The 16,129-nt window shown below is 27.3% G+C and carries 20 protein-coding genes; all 20 read left to right on the forward strand.

The annotated features are described in order from the left end of the window. Positions 1–91: 91 nt before the first annotated feature. Positions 92–568: a tetratricopeptide repeat protein gene (locus H518_RS0118090; RefSeq protein ID WP_028890387.1), complete on the forward strand. Its 477-nt coding sequence runs from the start codon at positions 92–94 to the stop codon at positions 566–568. Positions 569–652: 84 nt separating this feature from the next. Continuing rightward, entirely contained in the window at positions 653–1,468 is an 816-nt protein-coding gene (locus tag H518_RS0118095; protein ID WP_028890388.1) for a helix-turn-helix domain-containing protein, read from the forward strand. Positions 1,469–1,630: 162 nt separating this feature from the next. Continuing rightward, positions 1,631–2,020 (forward strand): VOC family protein, encoded by a 390-nt coding sequence (locus H518_RS0118100; RefSeq protein ID WP_081411233.1) that lies wholly within the window; start codon positions 1,631–1,633, stop codon positions 2,018–2,020. A gap of 128 nt (positions 2,021–2,148) precedes the next feature. Next, positions 2,149–2,961 (forward strand): MOSC domain-containing protein, encoded by an 813-nt coding sequence (locus H518_RS0118105; RefSeq protein WP_028890390.1) that lies wholly within the window; start codon positions 2,149–2,151, stop codon positions 2,959–2,961. A gap of 58 nt (positions 2,962–3,019) precedes the next feature. After that, positions 3,020–3,418 carry an NUDIX hydrolase gene (locus tag H518_RS0118110; protein WP_028890391.1) on the forward strand — a complete coding sequence of 133 codons (399 nt, stop codon included), beginning with the start codon at positions 3,020–3,022 and terminating at the stop codon, positions 3,416–3,418. 30 nt (positions 3,419–3,448) lie between these two features. After that, positions 3,449–4,858, forward strand: a complete 1,410-nt coding sequence (locus tag H518_RS0118115; RefSeq protein ID WP_043707288.1) for a pyridoxal phosphate-dependent decarboxylase family protein — start codon at positions 3,449–3,451, stop codon at positions 4,856–4,858. 414 nt (positions 4,859–5,272) lie between these two features. After that, entirely contained in the window at positions 5,273–6,046 is a 774-nt protein-coding gene (locus H518_RS0118120) for an AraC family transcriptional regulator (RefSeq protein ID WP_028890393.1), read from the forward strand. 65 nt (positions 6,047–6,111) lie between these two features. Then, entirely contained in the window at positions 6,112–7,926 is a 1,815-nt protein-coding gene (locus H518_RS0118125) for a S41 family peptidase (RefSeq protein ID WP_028890394.1), read from the forward strand. A 247-nt stretch (positions 7,927–8,173) separates the two neighbouring features. Continuing rightward, on the forward strand, positions 8,174–8,665 hold the full coding sequence (locus H518_RS0118130; protein ID WP_081411223.1) for a GNAT family N-acetyltransferase: 492 nt from the start codon (positions 8,174–8,176) through the stop codon (positions 8,663–8,665). Further along, complete coding sequence (locus H518_RS0118135; RefSeq protein ID WP_043707290.1) at positions 8,649–9,038, forward strand: VOC family protein; 390 nt, start codon at positions 8,649–8,651, stop codon at positions 9,036–9,038. Before H518_RS0118130 ends, H518_RS0118135 begins: the two co-directional genes overlap by 17 nt. Positions 9,039–9,244: 206 nt before the next feature. After that, entirely contained in the window at positions 9,245–10,096 is an 852-nt protein-coding gene (locus tag H518_RS0118140) for a helix-turn-helix domain-containing protein (protein WP_028890397.1), read from the forward strand. Positions 10,097–10,181: 85 nt separating this feature from the next. Continuing rightward, on the forward strand, positions 10,182–10,667 hold the full coding sequence (locus H518_RS0118145) for a DUF2938 domain-containing protein (RefSeq protein WP_028890398.1): 486 nt from the start codon (positions 10,182–10,184) through the stop codon (positions 10,665–10,667). 137 nt (positions 10,668–10,804) lie between these two features. Further along, positions 10,805–11,629, forward strand: a complete 825-nt coding sequence (locus H518_RS0118150; protein ID WP_028890399.1) for a tetratricopeptide repeat protein — start codon at positions 10,805–10,807, stop codon at positions 11,627–11,629. A gap of 84 nt (positions 11,630–11,713) precedes the next feature. Then, complete coding sequence (locus H518_RS0118155) at positions 11,714–12,304, forward strand: hypothetical protein (RefSeq protein ID WP_028890400.1); 591 nt, start codon at positions 11,714–11,716, stop codon at positions 12,302–12,304. A gap of 74 nt (positions 12,305–12,378) precedes the next feature. Then, entirely contained in the window at positions 12,379–12,786 is a 408-nt protein-coding gene (locus tag H518_RS0118160) for a hypothetical protein (protein ID WP_028890401.1), read from the forward strand. Further along, positions 12,783–13,166, forward strand: coding sequence for a DUF4345 domain-containing protein (locus H518_RS0118165; RefSeq protein ID WP_028890402.1), 384 nt, complete (start codon positions 12,783–12,785; stop codon positions 13,164–13,166). Before H518_RS0118160 ends, H518_RS0118165 begins: the two co-directional genes overlap by 4 nt. 168 nt (positions 13,167–13,334) lie before the next feature. Beyond that, positions 13,335–13,859, forward strand: a complete 525-nt coding sequence (locus tag H518_RS20175; RefSeq protein WP_043707292.1) for a mechanosensitive ion channel domain-containing protein — start codon at positions 13,335–13,337, stop codon at positions 13,857–13,859. A gap of 36 nt (positions 13,860–13,895) precedes the next feature. Then, a complete protein-coding gene (locus H518_RS20180; RefSeq protein ID WP_051263845.1) occupies positions 13,896–14,390 on the forward strand; it encodes a hypothetical protein in 495 nt (164 codons plus the stop codon). Between the two features lie 250 nt (positions 14,391–14,640). Then, positions 14,641–15,936: a restriction endonuclease gene (locus H518_RS0118180; protein WP_028890403.1), complete on the forward strand. Its 1,296-nt coding sequence runs from the start codon at positions 14,641–14,643 to the stop codon at positions 15,934–15,936. Next, entirely contained in the window at positions 15,914–16,111 is a 198-nt protein-coding gene (locus H518_RS0118185) for a hypothetical protein (protein WP_028890404.1), read from the forward strand. Before H518_RS0118180 ends, H518_RS0118185 begins: the two co-directional genes overlap by 23 nt. The last annotated feature ends 18 nt before the right edge of the window (positions 16,112–16,129 follow it).

Raw genomic sequence — 16,129 nt, forward strand, 5'->3', positions numbered from 1 at the left:
TAAGTTGAAACAAAAATTTGCGCATAGATTAACTATGTAACACGAAAAAGATATAAATAAGTTAAATATAATATTATTAAAAATTACAACTATGAATGAAGAAGTTTTGAAAGACAATGAATTAGAATTGATTTTAGGTAAAGAAGCTTATGCTCAGTATGAGCAAGTGCTAAAAAATAAAAAAAAGAATAAAACCTCTGAAGAAGCGCTTTCTGAAGATGCTGTTTTTCATTTTATGGCAGATCAAAATGCGATGGAAGAAGAATTTTCTGAAGCTTTGAAATATTGTAATGCGGCGATACACTTAAATCCTAAAAACGAATATTACCAAACTAGAGGTGATATAAAAAGAGTTACAGATGATTTAGAAGGAGCTATTGTAGATTATTCTACATGTATAGAAAAGGAACCCAAAAGTGGTGTTTTATATAAGCTTAGAGGGACAGTTAAAATTGGATTACAGGACTATTCAGGAGCTTATGATGATATGGTAATCGCTAAATCCTTATCAACAGAAGGAGTTACGGATAATTTGATAAAAGAACTAAAAGAAATAACTGGGAATTAAAATTGTTACTTGTAATAATACTAACTGTTGTACAACCCTATTCTTCTTATAATAAGTTGTTTATAGTGTAGAAAACTCAATTAATTGAAAGTAAGTGAAAAAATAAGAGAACTTTACAAACCAATTCAACCAACAATTCAGCGGTCAGATAAATATGTAACATATCAAGAAATTAGTCCGAATAAACCACTCCAAGAATTCATTTATTGTTATTGGCAACTAAAAACAGAGAAGCCACTCTCCAATCAATTTAATTATAAGGTTGTTGCAGACGGTTGTATTGATATTTTTTTTGAACTTACGAATCCAAAAGAAAGTTTTGTAATGGGGTTTTGTAAAAAGTACACGGAATTCTCGTTACAAAACACATTCAATTATATAGGTATTCGGTTTTTACCAACAATGTTTCCACAAATATTCAATTTTAATGCTTCTGAATTAAGTAATCGATTTGAAAATTTGAATAAGATTGAATCGGAAACAGCAGTGTTTATCACAACGAAAATAAATGAAAGTCAAAGTTTAGAAGATATTGGCGCAATATTTAACGAGTATTTTCAGCATAGAGTTTCTGATACAAATTTTACAATTGACAAAAGACTATATGCTGCAATTGAGATAATTCTTGAAAATTTCGGAGTTGTAAATATTCAAAGAGATTTAAACACAGGCATTAGTTCAAGGCAACTTCAGCGATTATTTAAATATTATATTGGCGATACCGCAAAGACTTTTTGTAAAGTGGTTCAATTCCAAAATTTTTTAAAAGCAAAACCTTCAAATGAAAGTTTAAGAACGAACAAATTATTTTATGACATTGGTTATTACGACCAAGCTCATTTCATAAAAGATTTCAAAAATTTCTATGGCGTAACACCTTCAAAAGCATTCGAAAAATAATTATGTCCAATTTTTACAATACTTGATTTTAATTCTATGATAGTTTTGGGTTATAAATTATAACTGAAGAATATGAAAAAAACTATTACATTTTTAATTGCAGTATGCCTATCAGTAAGCGTATTATCACAATCAAATATTAATAAAAAAGAAGATTTAAAAATGAAATTGAATGCAGGAATAACAACAGAAAAAATAGCAGAAAGCAAAGAGTTTTATACTAAAGTTCTAAATTTTGGAGTAACATTTGAAAATGAATTTTATCTCTTGTTACATACGCCAGATAAGAATATGAATTTAGCTTTTTTGTTACCAAATCACCCATCACAACAAGCATTGTTTCAGGAACCTTTTAATGGTAAAGGAATGTTTTTGACAATAGAAGTTAATGATGTGGATAAAATTTATAATGAAATAAAGAAAATGGGAATTGAAATTAGAATTGACATTAGGAATGAGCCTTGGGGAGATAGACACTTTGCAATTCAAGACCCAAACGGAATAGGGATAGATATCGTAAAATACACAGAACCAGTAATGAAAACATTATAAAGCAAAACGTTAAATATAAAGTTAAAAAGATGTAGGTTTAGATATATTAATATTCAATTCTAAAATATTGCTATTATTCTATTAAATTTGGAATGAAAAATTAAAAGTTGGCTTATTAAAGTAAACTGATGTTATTAGCCATTACAATAGATAATAAAAAAATGAAAATAGACAGTTTATATACTTATCCGATCAAATCAACGAAAGGAATACTCTTAAACGAAGTTAACGTTAGTGAAATTGGTTTTGAAAATGATAGATATTTTGGAATAGCTAATTCTTTAAATGAAATTATTACAGCTCGTGAAAACCCAAAATTACTAAAATTAAAACCCGAGATTAATGCTAAAGAGCTTAAAGTGATTTATGAAAACAAGTCTGTAAACTTTCCTTTAAATAGTAAATTTAACGATATTAAAACTTCGCTATTTAAAAAAGAAGTAAGTGTAAAGGTTATTGATAATGAAATAAACGATTGGTTTACTAAAATATTAAAGACTGAAAGTAAGCTAGTAAAAATAAACTTAAAGAATCTTCGAGAAAAAAACAACACTAAAATATCTTTTAGTGATTCATGTCCTATTCATTTAATAACTAAAGAATCTGTTGAAGCTCTTAATGAAAAACTAGCAATACCAATAGAGATAAATCGTTTTAGAGCTAATATTATAGTTTCTGGAGTTAAAGCTTTTGAAGAAAGAAATTGGAAAAAAATAATTATTGGAGAATGTGAGTTTAAAGTTGTTTCTGACACAGTAAGATGTTCTTTAATTACTATAAACCCTGAGAATGGAGATAAGGATAACAAACAAGAACCATTAAGAACTTTAGCAAAAGAATTTAAATCTAATGGGAAAGTTAGTTTTGGAATTTACTTAGTCCCAACAAAAATAGGATTAATTAAAAAATCGGACTCTTTGATAATAAAAACAGAAGTTTAAGTGTAAATCAAATAATTATAGGTGAGAAGTAGCAATACATTTGATAAAGGTTATAAAAATGAAAGAAGTTGATAAAATAGCGTTTATTGAAACTAAGGACGGACAAATTTTAAGCACACGATCTAAAGGGAAATCAAAATACTATATTCCAGGAGGTAAAAGAGAATTAGGAGAAACTGATGAAGAAACGCTTACAAGAGAAATACTAGAAGAGTTAGATGTGCATATTAAACAGAATACAATTAAATATGTAGGAACTTTTAAAGCTCAATCTGACGGAGTAAAAGAAGGTGTTTTAGTTAAAATGACTTGTTATAAAGCGGAATATGATGGGGTTTTAAAACCAAAGAGTGAAATTGAAGAAATAAAATGGCTGAATTATAAAGATTTAAATATTATATCGGAAGTAGATAAAAAAATATTTAAGTTTTTTAAAGAAAACGGAGAACTGAAATAAAAACTAAGCGTTGGCATAAATTAAATGAAAATGAGTGAAATTCAAAATAAAATGTTTCTAGAAATTAGAGACAAAGAAATATTTAACCAAGCGCAACAGTATTCTTTTGAATACTTAGAAAGTGTTTTTGATCGAAATGTTTATCCAACAGAAGAAGCGCTCGAAAATTTATCGATATTTAATGAAGGGCTACCAGCTAACTCTACAAACGCTAAAAATGTAATAGAACAATTAAATAAATACGGAAGTCCTGCAACAACAGCAACACTAGGAGGAAGGTATTTCGGGTTTGTTTGTGGAAGCGCAGTTCCCGTAGGTTTAGCAGCTAAAAATTTAGGAACATATTGGGATCAAGCTCCAGCAATGAATGTATTATCACCCATAGGAAGTAAGCTAGAATCGGTTGTTGAGAAATGGTTAGTAGATTTATTTAATTTACCTAAAAATACATCTGCAGGTTTTGTTAGCGGAACATCTACAGCTAATTTATGTGGTTTGGCTGCTGCTAGATATCGTATTCTTCAAAGAAACAATTGGGATATAAATAAAAAAGGACTTAATGGTTCACCTAAAATAAGAATTGTAACAGGAAAACAAGCACATTCTACAGTTTTAAAAGCAATAGGTATATTGGGTTTAGGAACAGAAAATATTGAATGGGTAGACATAGATAACCAAGGTAGAATTATTGCAGAAGCTATTCCTGAATTAGATGAAAATACAATTCTTATTTTACAAGCAGGTAATGTAAATAGTGGCGCTTTTGATGATTTTGAAACTATTTGTGAAAAAGCAAAAAAAGCAAATTCTTGGGTGCATATTGATGGTGCATTTGGTTTGTGGGCTGAGGCAGTAGAAGAATTGAAGTATTTAACAAAAGGAATAGGAAATGCTAGTTCTTGGGCTGTAGATGGACATAAAACTCTGAATACACCTTATGATTGTGGAATTATTTTATGTTCAGATCAAGAAGCAATGACTTCGGCACTTCATATGTCTGGAAGCTACATTATTGAAAGCACAGAAAGAGACGGAATGTTTTACACACCCGAAATGTCTCGTAGAGCTAGAATAATTGAATTGTGGTCTATAATGAAGTATCTAGGAAAAAATGGAATTGATGAAATGATTTTAACAATGCATAAAAGAGCCAAACAGTTTACTGAAGAAATAGTGAAAATAGAAGGTTTTTACGTTGAAAATGATGTTGTATTTAATCAAGTAATTGTTAGGTGTAATTCTGATGAAATTACTGAGCAAGTATTAAGTAATGTTCAAATGTTAAGAGAATGCTGGCTTGGTGGATCTGTATGGTTTGGTAAAAAAATAATGCGAGTAAGTATTTGCTCCTGGGCAACAACCGAAAAAGATATATTAAAATCAGTAAAATCATTTGCAAAAGCGTTAGCACTAACTAAAACAAACAAAGAACTGGGATAAAATAGAACACTTTCATTAAATTTATTAGCTGTTTTTATTTTCGTTGGTTTCAATAGAATAAATCATTTTATCGATAAAGAATTCCTATGTTTTAATGATATAGGAATTCTTTATTCTAGTAATATATACAGGTAGGTGCTAAAAATAGTAAGTATTAGCGTGAAAGAAGAAATTTATTGCTACTAAAAGGTTATGAATTAACATGTAAACATGATATTGAAAGAAGGACTTTGTTTTGACCAAATTTACACAAACTTGATTTACTTGAAAAGCGAAATTAATTTATACAATGATATAAGATTACAGTTACCTTAGCCCTTAAAATACCTTATATAGTATGTAAATTATCAAGATAAAAGATATTTAACCTGTATTAATATTTTGGGGCGTTACATTGAGGAATATTTATAAAAAATGACATTTAGTAACATTGAACATATAACTATTGAAAAGCAAACTGCTGAATTTCCAAAGCACTTTCATGAAACCTTTTGTTTCTCGCTTGTTGAGAAAGGAGTGAATCAGATTGATTTTAAAAATCAAAGTATTTTTAGTGAAGCAGGTTGTATATCAATTGTTAATCCTTATGAAATACATTCTAATCCAATAATAGATAGTGATTCTCATATAAAATTTGAAACGATATACGTGCCAAATGAATTGGTAAAACACGTTTTAAAAGGGAGAAATATCAAATTTATAGCACATAAAATAACCAATAAAAAAGCAACTCAATTATTCTTAAAACTAAAAAGTGCTTTAGAAACAAAAGATGATAATATTATAGAGACACATTTATCTGAATTTATAAATACGCTAAAATTCTGTTCGGTAGAAAAGGAGCAAGAGTATTTAGGATTAAATTTTGACAATTTTAACCAGGTTAATGAATATATAGAAAACCATATTCAGGAAAAACTTTGTTTAGATGAACTATCTAAATTAGCAAACATTAACAAGTTTGGATTTAGTAAAAAATTTAAAATGACTACTGGCATGACGCCAATGAATTACATTTTAATGAGAAAAGTATTTTCAAGTAAAAAAATCATTAAGTCAAATTCAGAACTTACTAAAATAGCGTATCAATACAATTTTACAGATTTAGCACATTTTTCTAAGACTTTTAAGCGGTTTATAGGTGTTTCACCAAAAAAATATAAAGAAAGTATTGCAAAAAAAATGTAATAACCAAGATTATACAAGTAGTTACTTTTTACTAGAAGTAGATTTGGAGCAAAATTAATATTCAAATGAGTAACATAAAAACAAATCAATCTTTGGGCTATAAAACAATACTATGTATTCTATCTCTAGTTATATTTTTCTATTCTTGCGATAGTAAGAAAAACAGATTATCTATTAATGCAGCTCCTCAAGAGTTTCATATTTTAAAAACAGATACTGTAGCGTATAGTGTTAAATTGATAAAAGATAAATTTTATTCATTTAATATAGATCAAAAAGGAATAGACTTAGTAGTGTATCTAGTAAATAGTAAAAACGAAATTGTAAAAGAAAAAGATAGTCCAAATGGTATTAATGGGGCAGAGCAATTTTATTTTTATTGTGAGAATCAAGATGAATATCAACTGCAAATTAAACCACTTAATGAAAACGAAAACTCAGAAGAAGGAAAGTATTCTGTAGCAATTTCAGAAGTTTCTACAGAAACTGAAATTTCATTAAGTGAGCCACAGTATTTAGAAGATTTTAAAATATTTAGAGGGATTTTTGAAAAAGCAAATTCAGGATTATATAGGTACCATTCTAAAAAAGAAGTTGATAGTGTATTTTCAATAAATAAAAGCAAAATAGGTGGTAAAACAACATATTTAGAATTTCAGAATCTAATTTGGAATGTTATAGATTACACAGGGAGCTGCCATAATAACTTACGTTTTCCTAAATATTTAAAAACTCTTTTATTTAGAAAAGACATCTTCTTTCCAATACCATTAAAGTTTTTAGATAAAAAACTTTATTCGAACTGTAACTATAAAGACATTCCTTCTGGTGCAGAAATAATTAGTGTAAATAAAATAGCAGCAACTCAATTTGCTAATAAAATATCTAGATTTAGAAGTACAGACGGTTTTAATGAAACATCTAAATTTAACTTTATTCAAACCAATTGGGCTCCTTTTTATATTTACAAAGCTTACGGAGAACAAGATGAATTTGTTATAGAATATAAATATGATACAAATGTAAAGTCTGTAACTGTTAAAAGTGTTAACTATGCTACTTATAAAGACAACTATAATAAAAGGTATTCAAAAAAATACGAAGAGAAAATACAAGATGATTATCACTATGAATATATTGATAGTTTAGATGTTGGATTACTATCTGTAAAATCTTTTGCTGTAGGGCAAAAAGGAAACGAAAGCTATTCTAAATATAAATCTTTTTTAGATACTGTTTTTATCTCCTTAAAAAATAAAAAGAATTTAATTGTTGACTTACGTAGAAATGGGGGAGGAAGTGGTGATGCACTTATGTTACTTACTACTTATTTAAGTAATAGAATTGTAAAAGAGAATGTAAGCGCATATACTATATTTAATAAAATACCGTACCCTGAACTTTATAAAGGATCAATAAAACAATCTGAAGATTTTTTACTTGATTATGTTACGGAATTTAATAATGGGAAATATTATCAAAATCAAAAATTTAATCCAGAATGGAAACCTAACAAAAACAGATATCAAAAGAATTTTATTTTATTAATAGATCCTTTCGTAGCATCTGCTGCTTCTCATTTTTCAGCACATATTAAAAGTGATAAAAGAGCTATTATTATAGGTGAAGAAACTGGCGGAGCTTATTATGGGCATACGGGGCATCTTCCAGCAACATATGAGTTACCTAACTCAAAACTCGGCTTAAATTTTTCGGTTGTAAATTTAGAACAAGATGTAGTTAAGTTAAAAGATGAAGAATTTGGTAACGGTGTTATGCCAGATATTAAAATAATACAAAGTCATAAAGATTTTTTAGAAAATAAAGACTCTCAATTAAATTATGCACTTAAATATATAAAAAACAAAACGACTAAGTAAAGCGTTGTATAGCAGAGAGTTTACCTTTAAATAAAGAGTAATCATTTAGAGTAATAGAGATGAGGTGAAATAAAAAATATTCTTTGAAGCTTAGTGTAGTGAAAAATAGTGATTGTATTTTAAAGATACATGTAGCAGGTATGTTCCTGTGTTATTTTTTCTGTCAAAATATTTGAATAAATTAGTACTCGATAAATAAGAATTCAGTAGCAAAAAAGTTATAGGGCATTATAAAAATGGGATTAGTTTGAATGAATTGATATTAAATATTGAACTATTAAAGAATAAGAAAGAAATCCCTTTTGATTTACTTCAATTGGCAGATCCATCAATAGATCAAATTAATGATTATTTAAAATCAGGGAAATGTTATATAGCTAAACTTGATTCTCAATTAATAGGTGTAATTGTTTTGAATAAAGTTGATTCAACTACAATTGAGATAAAAAATATTGCAATTAAAGAATCTGTTCAAGGAAAGGGATTTGGTAAAGTTTTATTGAGATATGCTTATAAAATTAGTAAAGAATCTAATTTTAAAAAATTAGTAATTGGAACAGGAAATTCAAGTATAAATCAACTTGCTTTATATCAAAAAGAAGGATTCGAGATGTCACGAATAGATAAAGGTTTTTTTATCAGGAATTATAAGGAAGCAATTTTCGAGAATGGCATTCAATGTAAACATATGATAATTTTAGAGAAACAATTAAAAGAATATGATGAAGAAAATAAATAGAATAATGACAAATATCTGTTCTGATAATTTACCTGAAAGCAGAAATTTCTATACAAAATTATTTGACTTTAATGTTGATTTTGATAGTGATTGGTTTATTCATTTAATCTCGAAGGACAAAAAACTTGAATTAGGAATAATAGACCGAACAAATGATATTGTACCGAAAGATTTTCAAGACAATCCACAAGGATTCTATGTAACGTTCGTTGTTGATAGCGCAGACGAAATATTTCAAATAGCTGAATCGGAAAAATTTGAAATTATAAGTGAACCTACTGATACGTTTTATGGCCAAAGACGATTATTACTTAAAGATCCGAATGGAGTTTTAGTAGATATATCTTCTCCTATTGAAGAATTTAATTTTTAAGGCAAAAACTGATCGTAAGTGAATTAATAAATCTAAAATGAAGCAAAAAGAACTACGATAAAGATCAATCGATTACAAATATGATTTTCTGTCAAATTAAAAATCTTCATATTATTCTATTAAATTTGAAATAAAAAATAAACGTTGGGTTTTAAATAAGCTAACGTTACGAGTCCATTAAAACATTATAAATACCATCCTGTTAAATGCAAGAAATAACGATTCGAAATATAAAAGAACCTGATTTTCATGGGAGCTTTGATATTATTAATCTTGGAGATTTACTTGTAGGTAAGAATATGGAAGAAGGGTTGCATCGTCATGATTTTTTTTTCCTTATGGTATTAGAAGAAGCAAGAGGTAAGCATCATATTGATTTTAATAGTTTTCCCATAGCTTCAAATACAGTTTTTTTTATCCGGCCAGGACAAGTTCATGAATTAATTCTTAAACAATGCAGCAAAGGCTATCTTATTACATTTAACGCTACTTTTTATTCGTTTAGTTGTAACCAAGAAAGAGAGGTTTTTCGAAAGATAATCCAACATAATTATTACAATTTTGGTAATGAAAATTTTTATGCTGTTTTATCAATTTTCAAATATATTTTTAATGAATTTTCTCAAAAAAAAATAGGGTATAAAGAAGTAATTAAAGCCAATTTAAACATTCTATTTATAGAGTTAATGCGAGATATTCATGAAAAAAACACACAAATAAAACAGAACAATCCGTACGAACAAGAATTATTTGAAAAGTTTATGCAACTGTTAGATAGTAAAATATGTACAAATAAACAAGTAACCGAATATTCTAAAATGTTAAACATTACACCTTATAAACTAAATGCTATTACCAAGAAAATGTTTGGCAAAACCAGTTCTCAATTAATAAATGAACAAATTATTCTTGAGGCAAAAAGATTGTTATTAGCAACATCTAATCAGATAAATGAAATAGCATTTAAATTATGTTATGAAGATCCTGCATATTTTATTCGGTTTTTTAAAAGAAATACGGGGTATACACCTCAGGTTTTTCGACAGAATTTTAAATAAGTACAATCCCTTTTGATATTTGTCCTATCAAGTTAATTGTATTGCGAGTCATCTTTGCTAAGAATTTAACAACTTAATATAAAAGATGAATACAATATTTAAAATCGTACTAATAGGAATTGGAGGTACTATTACAATGGATGTTTATGCCTTTATTTTAAAATTATTCAAAATTAAAGGACTCGATTACAAATTTCTAGGTCGTTGGATTGGGCATCTATTTAAAGGTAAATTTAATCACAATAAAATATTTGATGCGTTACCTATTAAGTACGAGCAAATTATCGGGCAGGTAAGCCATTATGCTATAGGAATTGCCTTTGCTTTTTTGTTAGTAATTGTTTTCGAAAAAAAATGGCTAGATAATCCTTCACTTTTTCCTGCTTTAGTTATTGGTTTACTAACAATGATTGCCCCTTTTTTTGTAATGCAACCTGTCTTTGGTTTTGGTATTGCAGGTTCAAATTTACCAGATCCCAACAAAGCTAGGTTAATGAGCTTTTTTATTCATTGTGTATATGGTATGGGGTTATTTATAACAGCAGTAGTTGTAAATAAAATTACTGATTAAGAAACGAATACATAGTAAATAAAATAAAATACAAGTCATTTAAAGCTTGTGTTTTGCTTTTTAAAATTAACTTCTATATCATTTTTTATTAAGATATTTGAATATAAATAGGTTGTAATAATTTTTTTGAAAAAACTATGAAAAATAGAATAATAGGCATCTTAATTGCCCTAGGTTTAATGTCATCTTGTAAAAATGGTGAGACTGAAAAAAATACAGATAGTAATAATAGAATCGAGTTTACAGATGCTAATGGTAATAAAATTTCAAAAAAAGAATTAGCCACTTCAACAGGAAGATTTAATTATGAGGTTTATGGAGTAGAAGGAGTGTCTGATTTAGCAAAATCATTACATAACCAAGCAAGACAATTAGGACAATCTGGTGATTATACGAGTGCAATTAAAAAATTGAACGAAGCCAATAAAGAAGCACCTAATTGGCCATATCCGCTTTATGATTTAGCATATACTTATTTATTGCTAGATGATCACGAAAACGCTTTAAAGTATTATCGCATTACCAATAAAATGGCACCTAAAGGATTTTATACATCTAAAACCGCATTGCATACGTTAGAACGAGAAAATAAAGGAGAATTAAAAAGAGGGTTATATAAGTCATACTTATCTCTTCAATGGATAAATAATCCTACCGAAAAAAAAGAAATTATAAAGCTATTAGTTAAAAAGTATCCTTCTTTTGCACCATCTTGGAAAGATTATTCAGATTTATTAGTGAATGAAGAAAGATTAGCGGCTATAGAAAAAGGGCTTGAGCAAAATGCTGATGTTGAAACAAAGGGAATTTTACTTATTAATAAAGCACTTGTAATAAATGAGAAAGGAAGTTTTAAAGAAGCAGCCGAATTATTAACCAGCGTAATTTTTGATTTAAATGCTACTTTAGGAAATATTGAAATGGCTAAATTTGTTTTAAATAACATCTCTGAGAATAAATAAATACTTAAATTTAAGCTAAGAGAAAAATTAAATGTTCGTTCTAAGACAAACAATTATCATAAAAAAAATATTAAGATAAACTAGATGGCAACCATATCAGAAGTATTTATCCGTCACACGGATAAAGATTTAATTATTTCCTTTTTGTCTATTTACTATACTATTGGTAAGAAAGATGTTTATTCTGAAATTCAACTACAGAGATATTATGAAGAGGAAAGTAAAACTAGAACTTTTGTAATTCATAAAGAAAGAAATAATAACTGGACTCAGGTCGATTATGAATTAGGAGAGTCTACCGAAGATTTAAAAGAGTTTGATGAATGGATTATTGAGTTTACTAGGGAATATAATACACAAGCCATAATTGCATATGAACAAACAACAAGTGGCTCTTGTCGATTTGCATTTTTTGATAGAGGTAAGATTATTCGTTCTATAATTCAGGCTTATTTATACCCTGATAATAATAAAATTAGAATGACAGAGAACTTAGGTGAAAAATTCGATTTTGAAACTTATGAATATGCAACAAAAATTCGAGAGGAAATAGATCATGAAGAACTTTTAAGTTATCATGATGATTTTAAACTATGGCTTTCTGAGTTAGAATGCGGATGGGGTAATAAAGTTAATAAATATGAAAACTATATACATCTTGAAATTTTAAAATAAATATTCATATAACTAATTTATGTAATGATAAGAAAAGAACACGAATTCAACGTTTAAATAAGTTATGTATAATTGTGAACTGGAAGATAATTAAAGAAAATAAAAGAAATTATGCAGATACATCTTACTATCTAAAAGCAGAAAGAGATTATCAGCAAGGGAAAATTGTATTAAATATACGTTGGGTTGAACGCTTTATGTATAACTTAAACGTTGAGTTTTATAGCGGGAAACCTAAACGTAAATTTTTGTTTTTTAAGGATGGAAATCCTGAATTACTTTATTGTACTTTGGTGTTTTATAATGATCGTATAGAAAAATACGGACATCAAATAATGAGAATGACAGAAGATTCTCCTTTAGAAAAATTAAACAGATTGGATTCGCTTCAAAAAGACGGTGTTCTTAATTATAAGCTAAGAGAAAGGCATAATGTAGATTTTGAGACAACACTACCAGAAAAAATAGAAGATACAAAATGAATTGGTTTTTTAAGAATTTACACCTTCTTGTTTCCTTGTTGATAGTTATACCAACAGGAATAATTTACGGTTCGCCATCAATTTTACAAAAACAATTAGATATTCAAGTAAATACTATCGACCTTTCAAATATGTTAAAAGCCAATATGTGCTTGTATCTTGGTATTTCACTTGTATGGCTTTTTGGAATTTGGAAAACCCAATACTGGAAACGAGCTACCGAACTGAATATATTATTTATGTTAACCCTTGCAACAGGACGTGCGCTGAGTATGATAATTGACGGATTACCAACAGGAGGTTATATTTTCGGAATTATAGCGGAGTTTGTGCTAGGTGTTTTTTCGATTTATCAACTTAAAAAGTATAATGAAATATAGTTTAGACTTACGAAAAAGAGTAGCTTTTTATAACTTTTTCATCAAAGTATTTTGAATATATTAGCGGCCTTATAAGCAGGAATAAAATTTTAGCGTAATCAACCTATGTATGCGTGATAACAGGATACGATTTTCGCATATAAATAAGTTATCAAAAAGTAATAAACAATGAAAATATACTATATAAAAATATTTGAATCTATTATCGCTATTGCGATTTATCTTATCTTAAGAAAAATCTCTTTAAAAGTTATTAATAGAACACTTTCTGAAAAATTAATTCATAGCTCTCGTGGAATGATAATTAAGAAAGTTATAAATATTATCTTATCATTAATTTTTCTAATTATTACTTCATTAATTTGGGGAGTAAAACAAGCTGATTTAGCATTGTTTATAGGTTCCGTTTTAACATTTGTAGGAGTTGCTTTTTTTGCTCAATGGTCATTACTGTCAAATATTACTTGTAGTATTATCTTATTTTTTAATCACCCCGTTAAATTAAATGATTCTATTATTATACTAGAATCAAAAGACTATGTAATCGAAGGCAGAGTTGTTGATATAGGTTTATTCTTTGTGACACTTGAAACAAAAGAATCTGGAAAAATTACTTTACCTAATAATATTTTTATTTTAAAAAGTATTAAGAATATTACGAATGAAATTAAAATATCAAATGATAATGTTTAACTTTATTTAGCCTAAAACTAAATCAAACTCTAAAAAATGAAAAAGCTTACATCAAATATTGGACTTTTAACTAAAATGATTTTTTTAGTTATAATTATCTGGATTGTTTCAACAATTCTAATAATATTTGGTCTTGATAATTGGTCTGACAGAGGTACTTTTGGTGATTTATTTGGAGCGGTAAATGCTTTGTTTTCTGGATTAGCTTTTGCAGGACTGATTTACACAATAGTATTACAAAAACAAGATTTAGAATTACAACGGAATGAAATTACTTTGAACAGAGCAGAACTTAAAAAGACTGCTAAAGCACAGCAAAATTCTGAAAAAGCATTGATTGAGCAAGTTGAACAAATGAAAAAAGCATCGAAATTAAATGCGCTAAAAACATTAATTGACTATTATAATATTCAAATTGATAATTCTAATAATACTCCTGAAGTTATATTAAAAGCGAAAGAAAAAAGAAAAGCTACGATTAAAGAAATAGATATACTAATTGATAGAATAGAAGATGACGATTTAGAATAAATCAAGATATAGCAATAGTAACTGTTACATAAGTCTATAATTATAAAAATAACGATCATATAAACTCTTTTTAGGTCTTTTTTTATTTAGTTTTCATAATCAATTTGGACTATTAATAATTTTTTGACACGAAAATAATGTTGCAGTTTTATTTATTTAGTGAACAAAAAAGATGTGAATTACGCATATAAAGAAGTTGTCAGAAATCCAGGAGAAACTTTACGCTTCGAAGTTAAATATCTTAATATTCATGGAAATAATATTTATTATCGGAAGTTTAATTACAGTTGCTATTCTTTGGAATTTAGCTTCAAATTTTATTGAAAAAAGGAAAGAAAACAGAATAAAAATAAATGAATATCCCCAAGTTTTAAAAGAACTTTCTGATGAAAAACTATTATCAAAAAAATATAAAGATAATTATGAGAATGAAATAGTTAAAACTAACAGGTTTTTATCTGAAATTAGCTATAAAAATAAAATACTTCAAGACTTAACTTTAAAAGTTAATACCAAGAGCCAAGAACTTGATGAATCAATAAAATATTTAGAAAACTATCAAAAAGAACTAAATAATTGTGAAATAAAAAAGGATGAAAATGAATTAAGATTTAAAGAACAGATTAGAATTAATAATAAATTAAACAATGATTTTAAAAAAATAGAAACAAAATATATTGAGTCAAATCAAAAATCAATTAATATTTTAAGAGAAAGAGATGAATTAAAAAACACTCTAAAAAAGCAGCACGATTTATATTTGTCAATAGAAAATAAAAGTGATAATTCTGTTAGCAAAATAACATCTATGTACTCTGATTTTTTACTTTTAGAGTATGATATAATTGCAAGACGTTTAGAGAATAAAAAAAGACCTGCAATATCTGAAAGTAAAAGAATAAAAGAATTAAAAGTTCAAAGTAAGTTTCATATTCAGCAATATCGTCAAATGCTATATAAATATGAATATCTTTTAAATGTTTTCCCTGAGTTAACAAACTATGTAGACGATTTTGACACTTTAAAACGATTAGAGAATGTAAATTCAATAGAAGGATTCAAGGATGATTTTGATAATGTTCAGAATTATCTCACAAAAGAAGAATATTTTGATTTAGATGAAAATTATAGAAACCAGTTAGCTTTAGATAGATATTTAAAAGGTAAAAAAACTAATTGGCAAATAGGTAGAGATTATGAAATGTCTTGTGGGATATCATATGAAGAAAGAGGTTGGGAAGTTGAGTATTTTGGCATGGAAAAAAGGTTAAATGACCTTGGGCGTGATTTAATTGCAAGAAAAGGTAATGAGGTAGAAATTATACAATGTAAACTTTGGAAGAAAACAAAGACAATACACGAAAAACATATTTTACAATTATATGGCACAACAATAATTGATAGGCTAATCAATCCAGATTTATTTAAGGTTGTTACACCTGTATTTATAACAAATACTTCTCTTTCGGAAACTGCAACAAAATTTGCTAAAATTTTTGGGAGTGAGAATAGAAAAATGGGAGATGAAAGAATTTCCAAGAATTAAATGTAATATTGGAGTTAGCACTGAAGGTACTGAAACAAAAATATATCATTTACCATTCGATCAACATTATGATAGAACAAAAATAAAGAAAGGACAAGGTTTTCTAGCAAAGAGCATACAAGAAGCAATTGAAAAAGGGTTTAGAAGGTCTTATAAGTATTATGGAAGATCTTAACAAAAAAGCTTAAATTTT

It is taken from the genome of Tenacibaculum ovolyticum DSM 18103, from assembly GCF_000430545.1.
Lineage (GTDB): Bacteria > Bacteroidota > Bacteroidia > Flavobacteriales > Flavobacteriaceae > Polaribacter > Polaribacter ovolyticus.

Coding starts and splice junctions, on each gene's coding strand:
- H518_RS0118135 (WP_043707290.1), top strand. CDS start 8,649: ATGAAGAAAATAAATAGAATAATGACAAATATCTGTTCTGATAATTTA.
- H518_RS0118090 (WP_028890387.1), top strand. CDS start 92: ATGAATGAAGAAGTTTTGAAAGACAATGAATTAGAATTGATTTTAGGT.
- H518_RS0118145 (WP_028890398.1), top strand. CDS start 10,182: ATGAATACAATATTTAAAATCGTACTAATAGGAATTGGAGGTACTATT.
- H518_RS20175 (WP_043707292.1), top strand. CDS start 13,335: ATGAAAATATACTATATAAAAATATTTGAATCTATTATCGCTATTGCG.
- H518_RS0118155 (WP_028890400.1), top strand. CDS start 11,714: ATGGCAACCATATCAGAAGTATTTATCCGTCACACGGATAAAGATTTA.
- H518_RS0118150 (WP_028890399.1), top strand. CDS start 10,805: ATGAAAAATAGAATAATAGGCATCTTAATTGCCCTAGGTTTAATGTCA.
- H518_RS0118165 (WP_028890402.1), top strand. CDS start 12,783: ATGAATTGGTTTTTTAAGAATTTACACCTTCTTGTTTCCTTGTTGATA.
- H518_RS0118140 (WP_028890397.1), top strand. CDS start 9,245: ATGCAAGAAATAACGATTCGAAATATAAAAGAACCTGATTTTCATGGG.
- H518_RS0118105 (WP_028890390.1), top strand. CDS start 2,149: ATGTTATTAGCCATTACAATAGATAATAAAAAAATGAAAATAGACAGT.
- H518_RS0118180 (WP_028890403.1), top strand. CDS start 14,641: ATGGAAATAATATTTATTATCGGAAGTTTAATTACAGTTGCTATTCTT.
- H518_RS0118120 (WP_028890393.1), top strand. CDS start 5,273: ATGACATTTAGTAACATTGAACATATAACTATTGAAAAGCAAACTGCT.
- H518_RS0118100 (WP_081411233.1), top strand. CDS start 1,631: ATGAAATTGAATGCAGGAATAACAACAGAAAAAATAGCAGAAAGCAAA.
- H518_RS0118115 (WP_043707288.1), top strand. CDS start 3,449: ATGAGTGAAATTCAAAATAAAATGTTTCTAGAAATTAGAGACAAAGAA.
- H518_RS0118125 (WP_028890394.1), top strand. CDS start 6,112: ATGAGTAACATAAAAACAAATCAATCTTTGGGCTATAAAACAATACTA.
- H518_RS0118110 (WP_028890391.1), top strand. CDS start 3,020: ATGAAAGAAGTTGATAAAATAGCGTTTATTGAAACTAAGGACGGACAA.
- H518_RS20180 (WP_051263845.1), top strand. CDS start 13,896: ATGAAAAAGCTTACATCAAATATTGGACTTTTAACTAAAATGATTTTT.
- H518_RS0118185 (WP_028890404.1), top strand. CDS start 15,914: ATGAAAGAATTTCCAAGAATTAAATGTAATATTGGAGTTAGCACTGAA.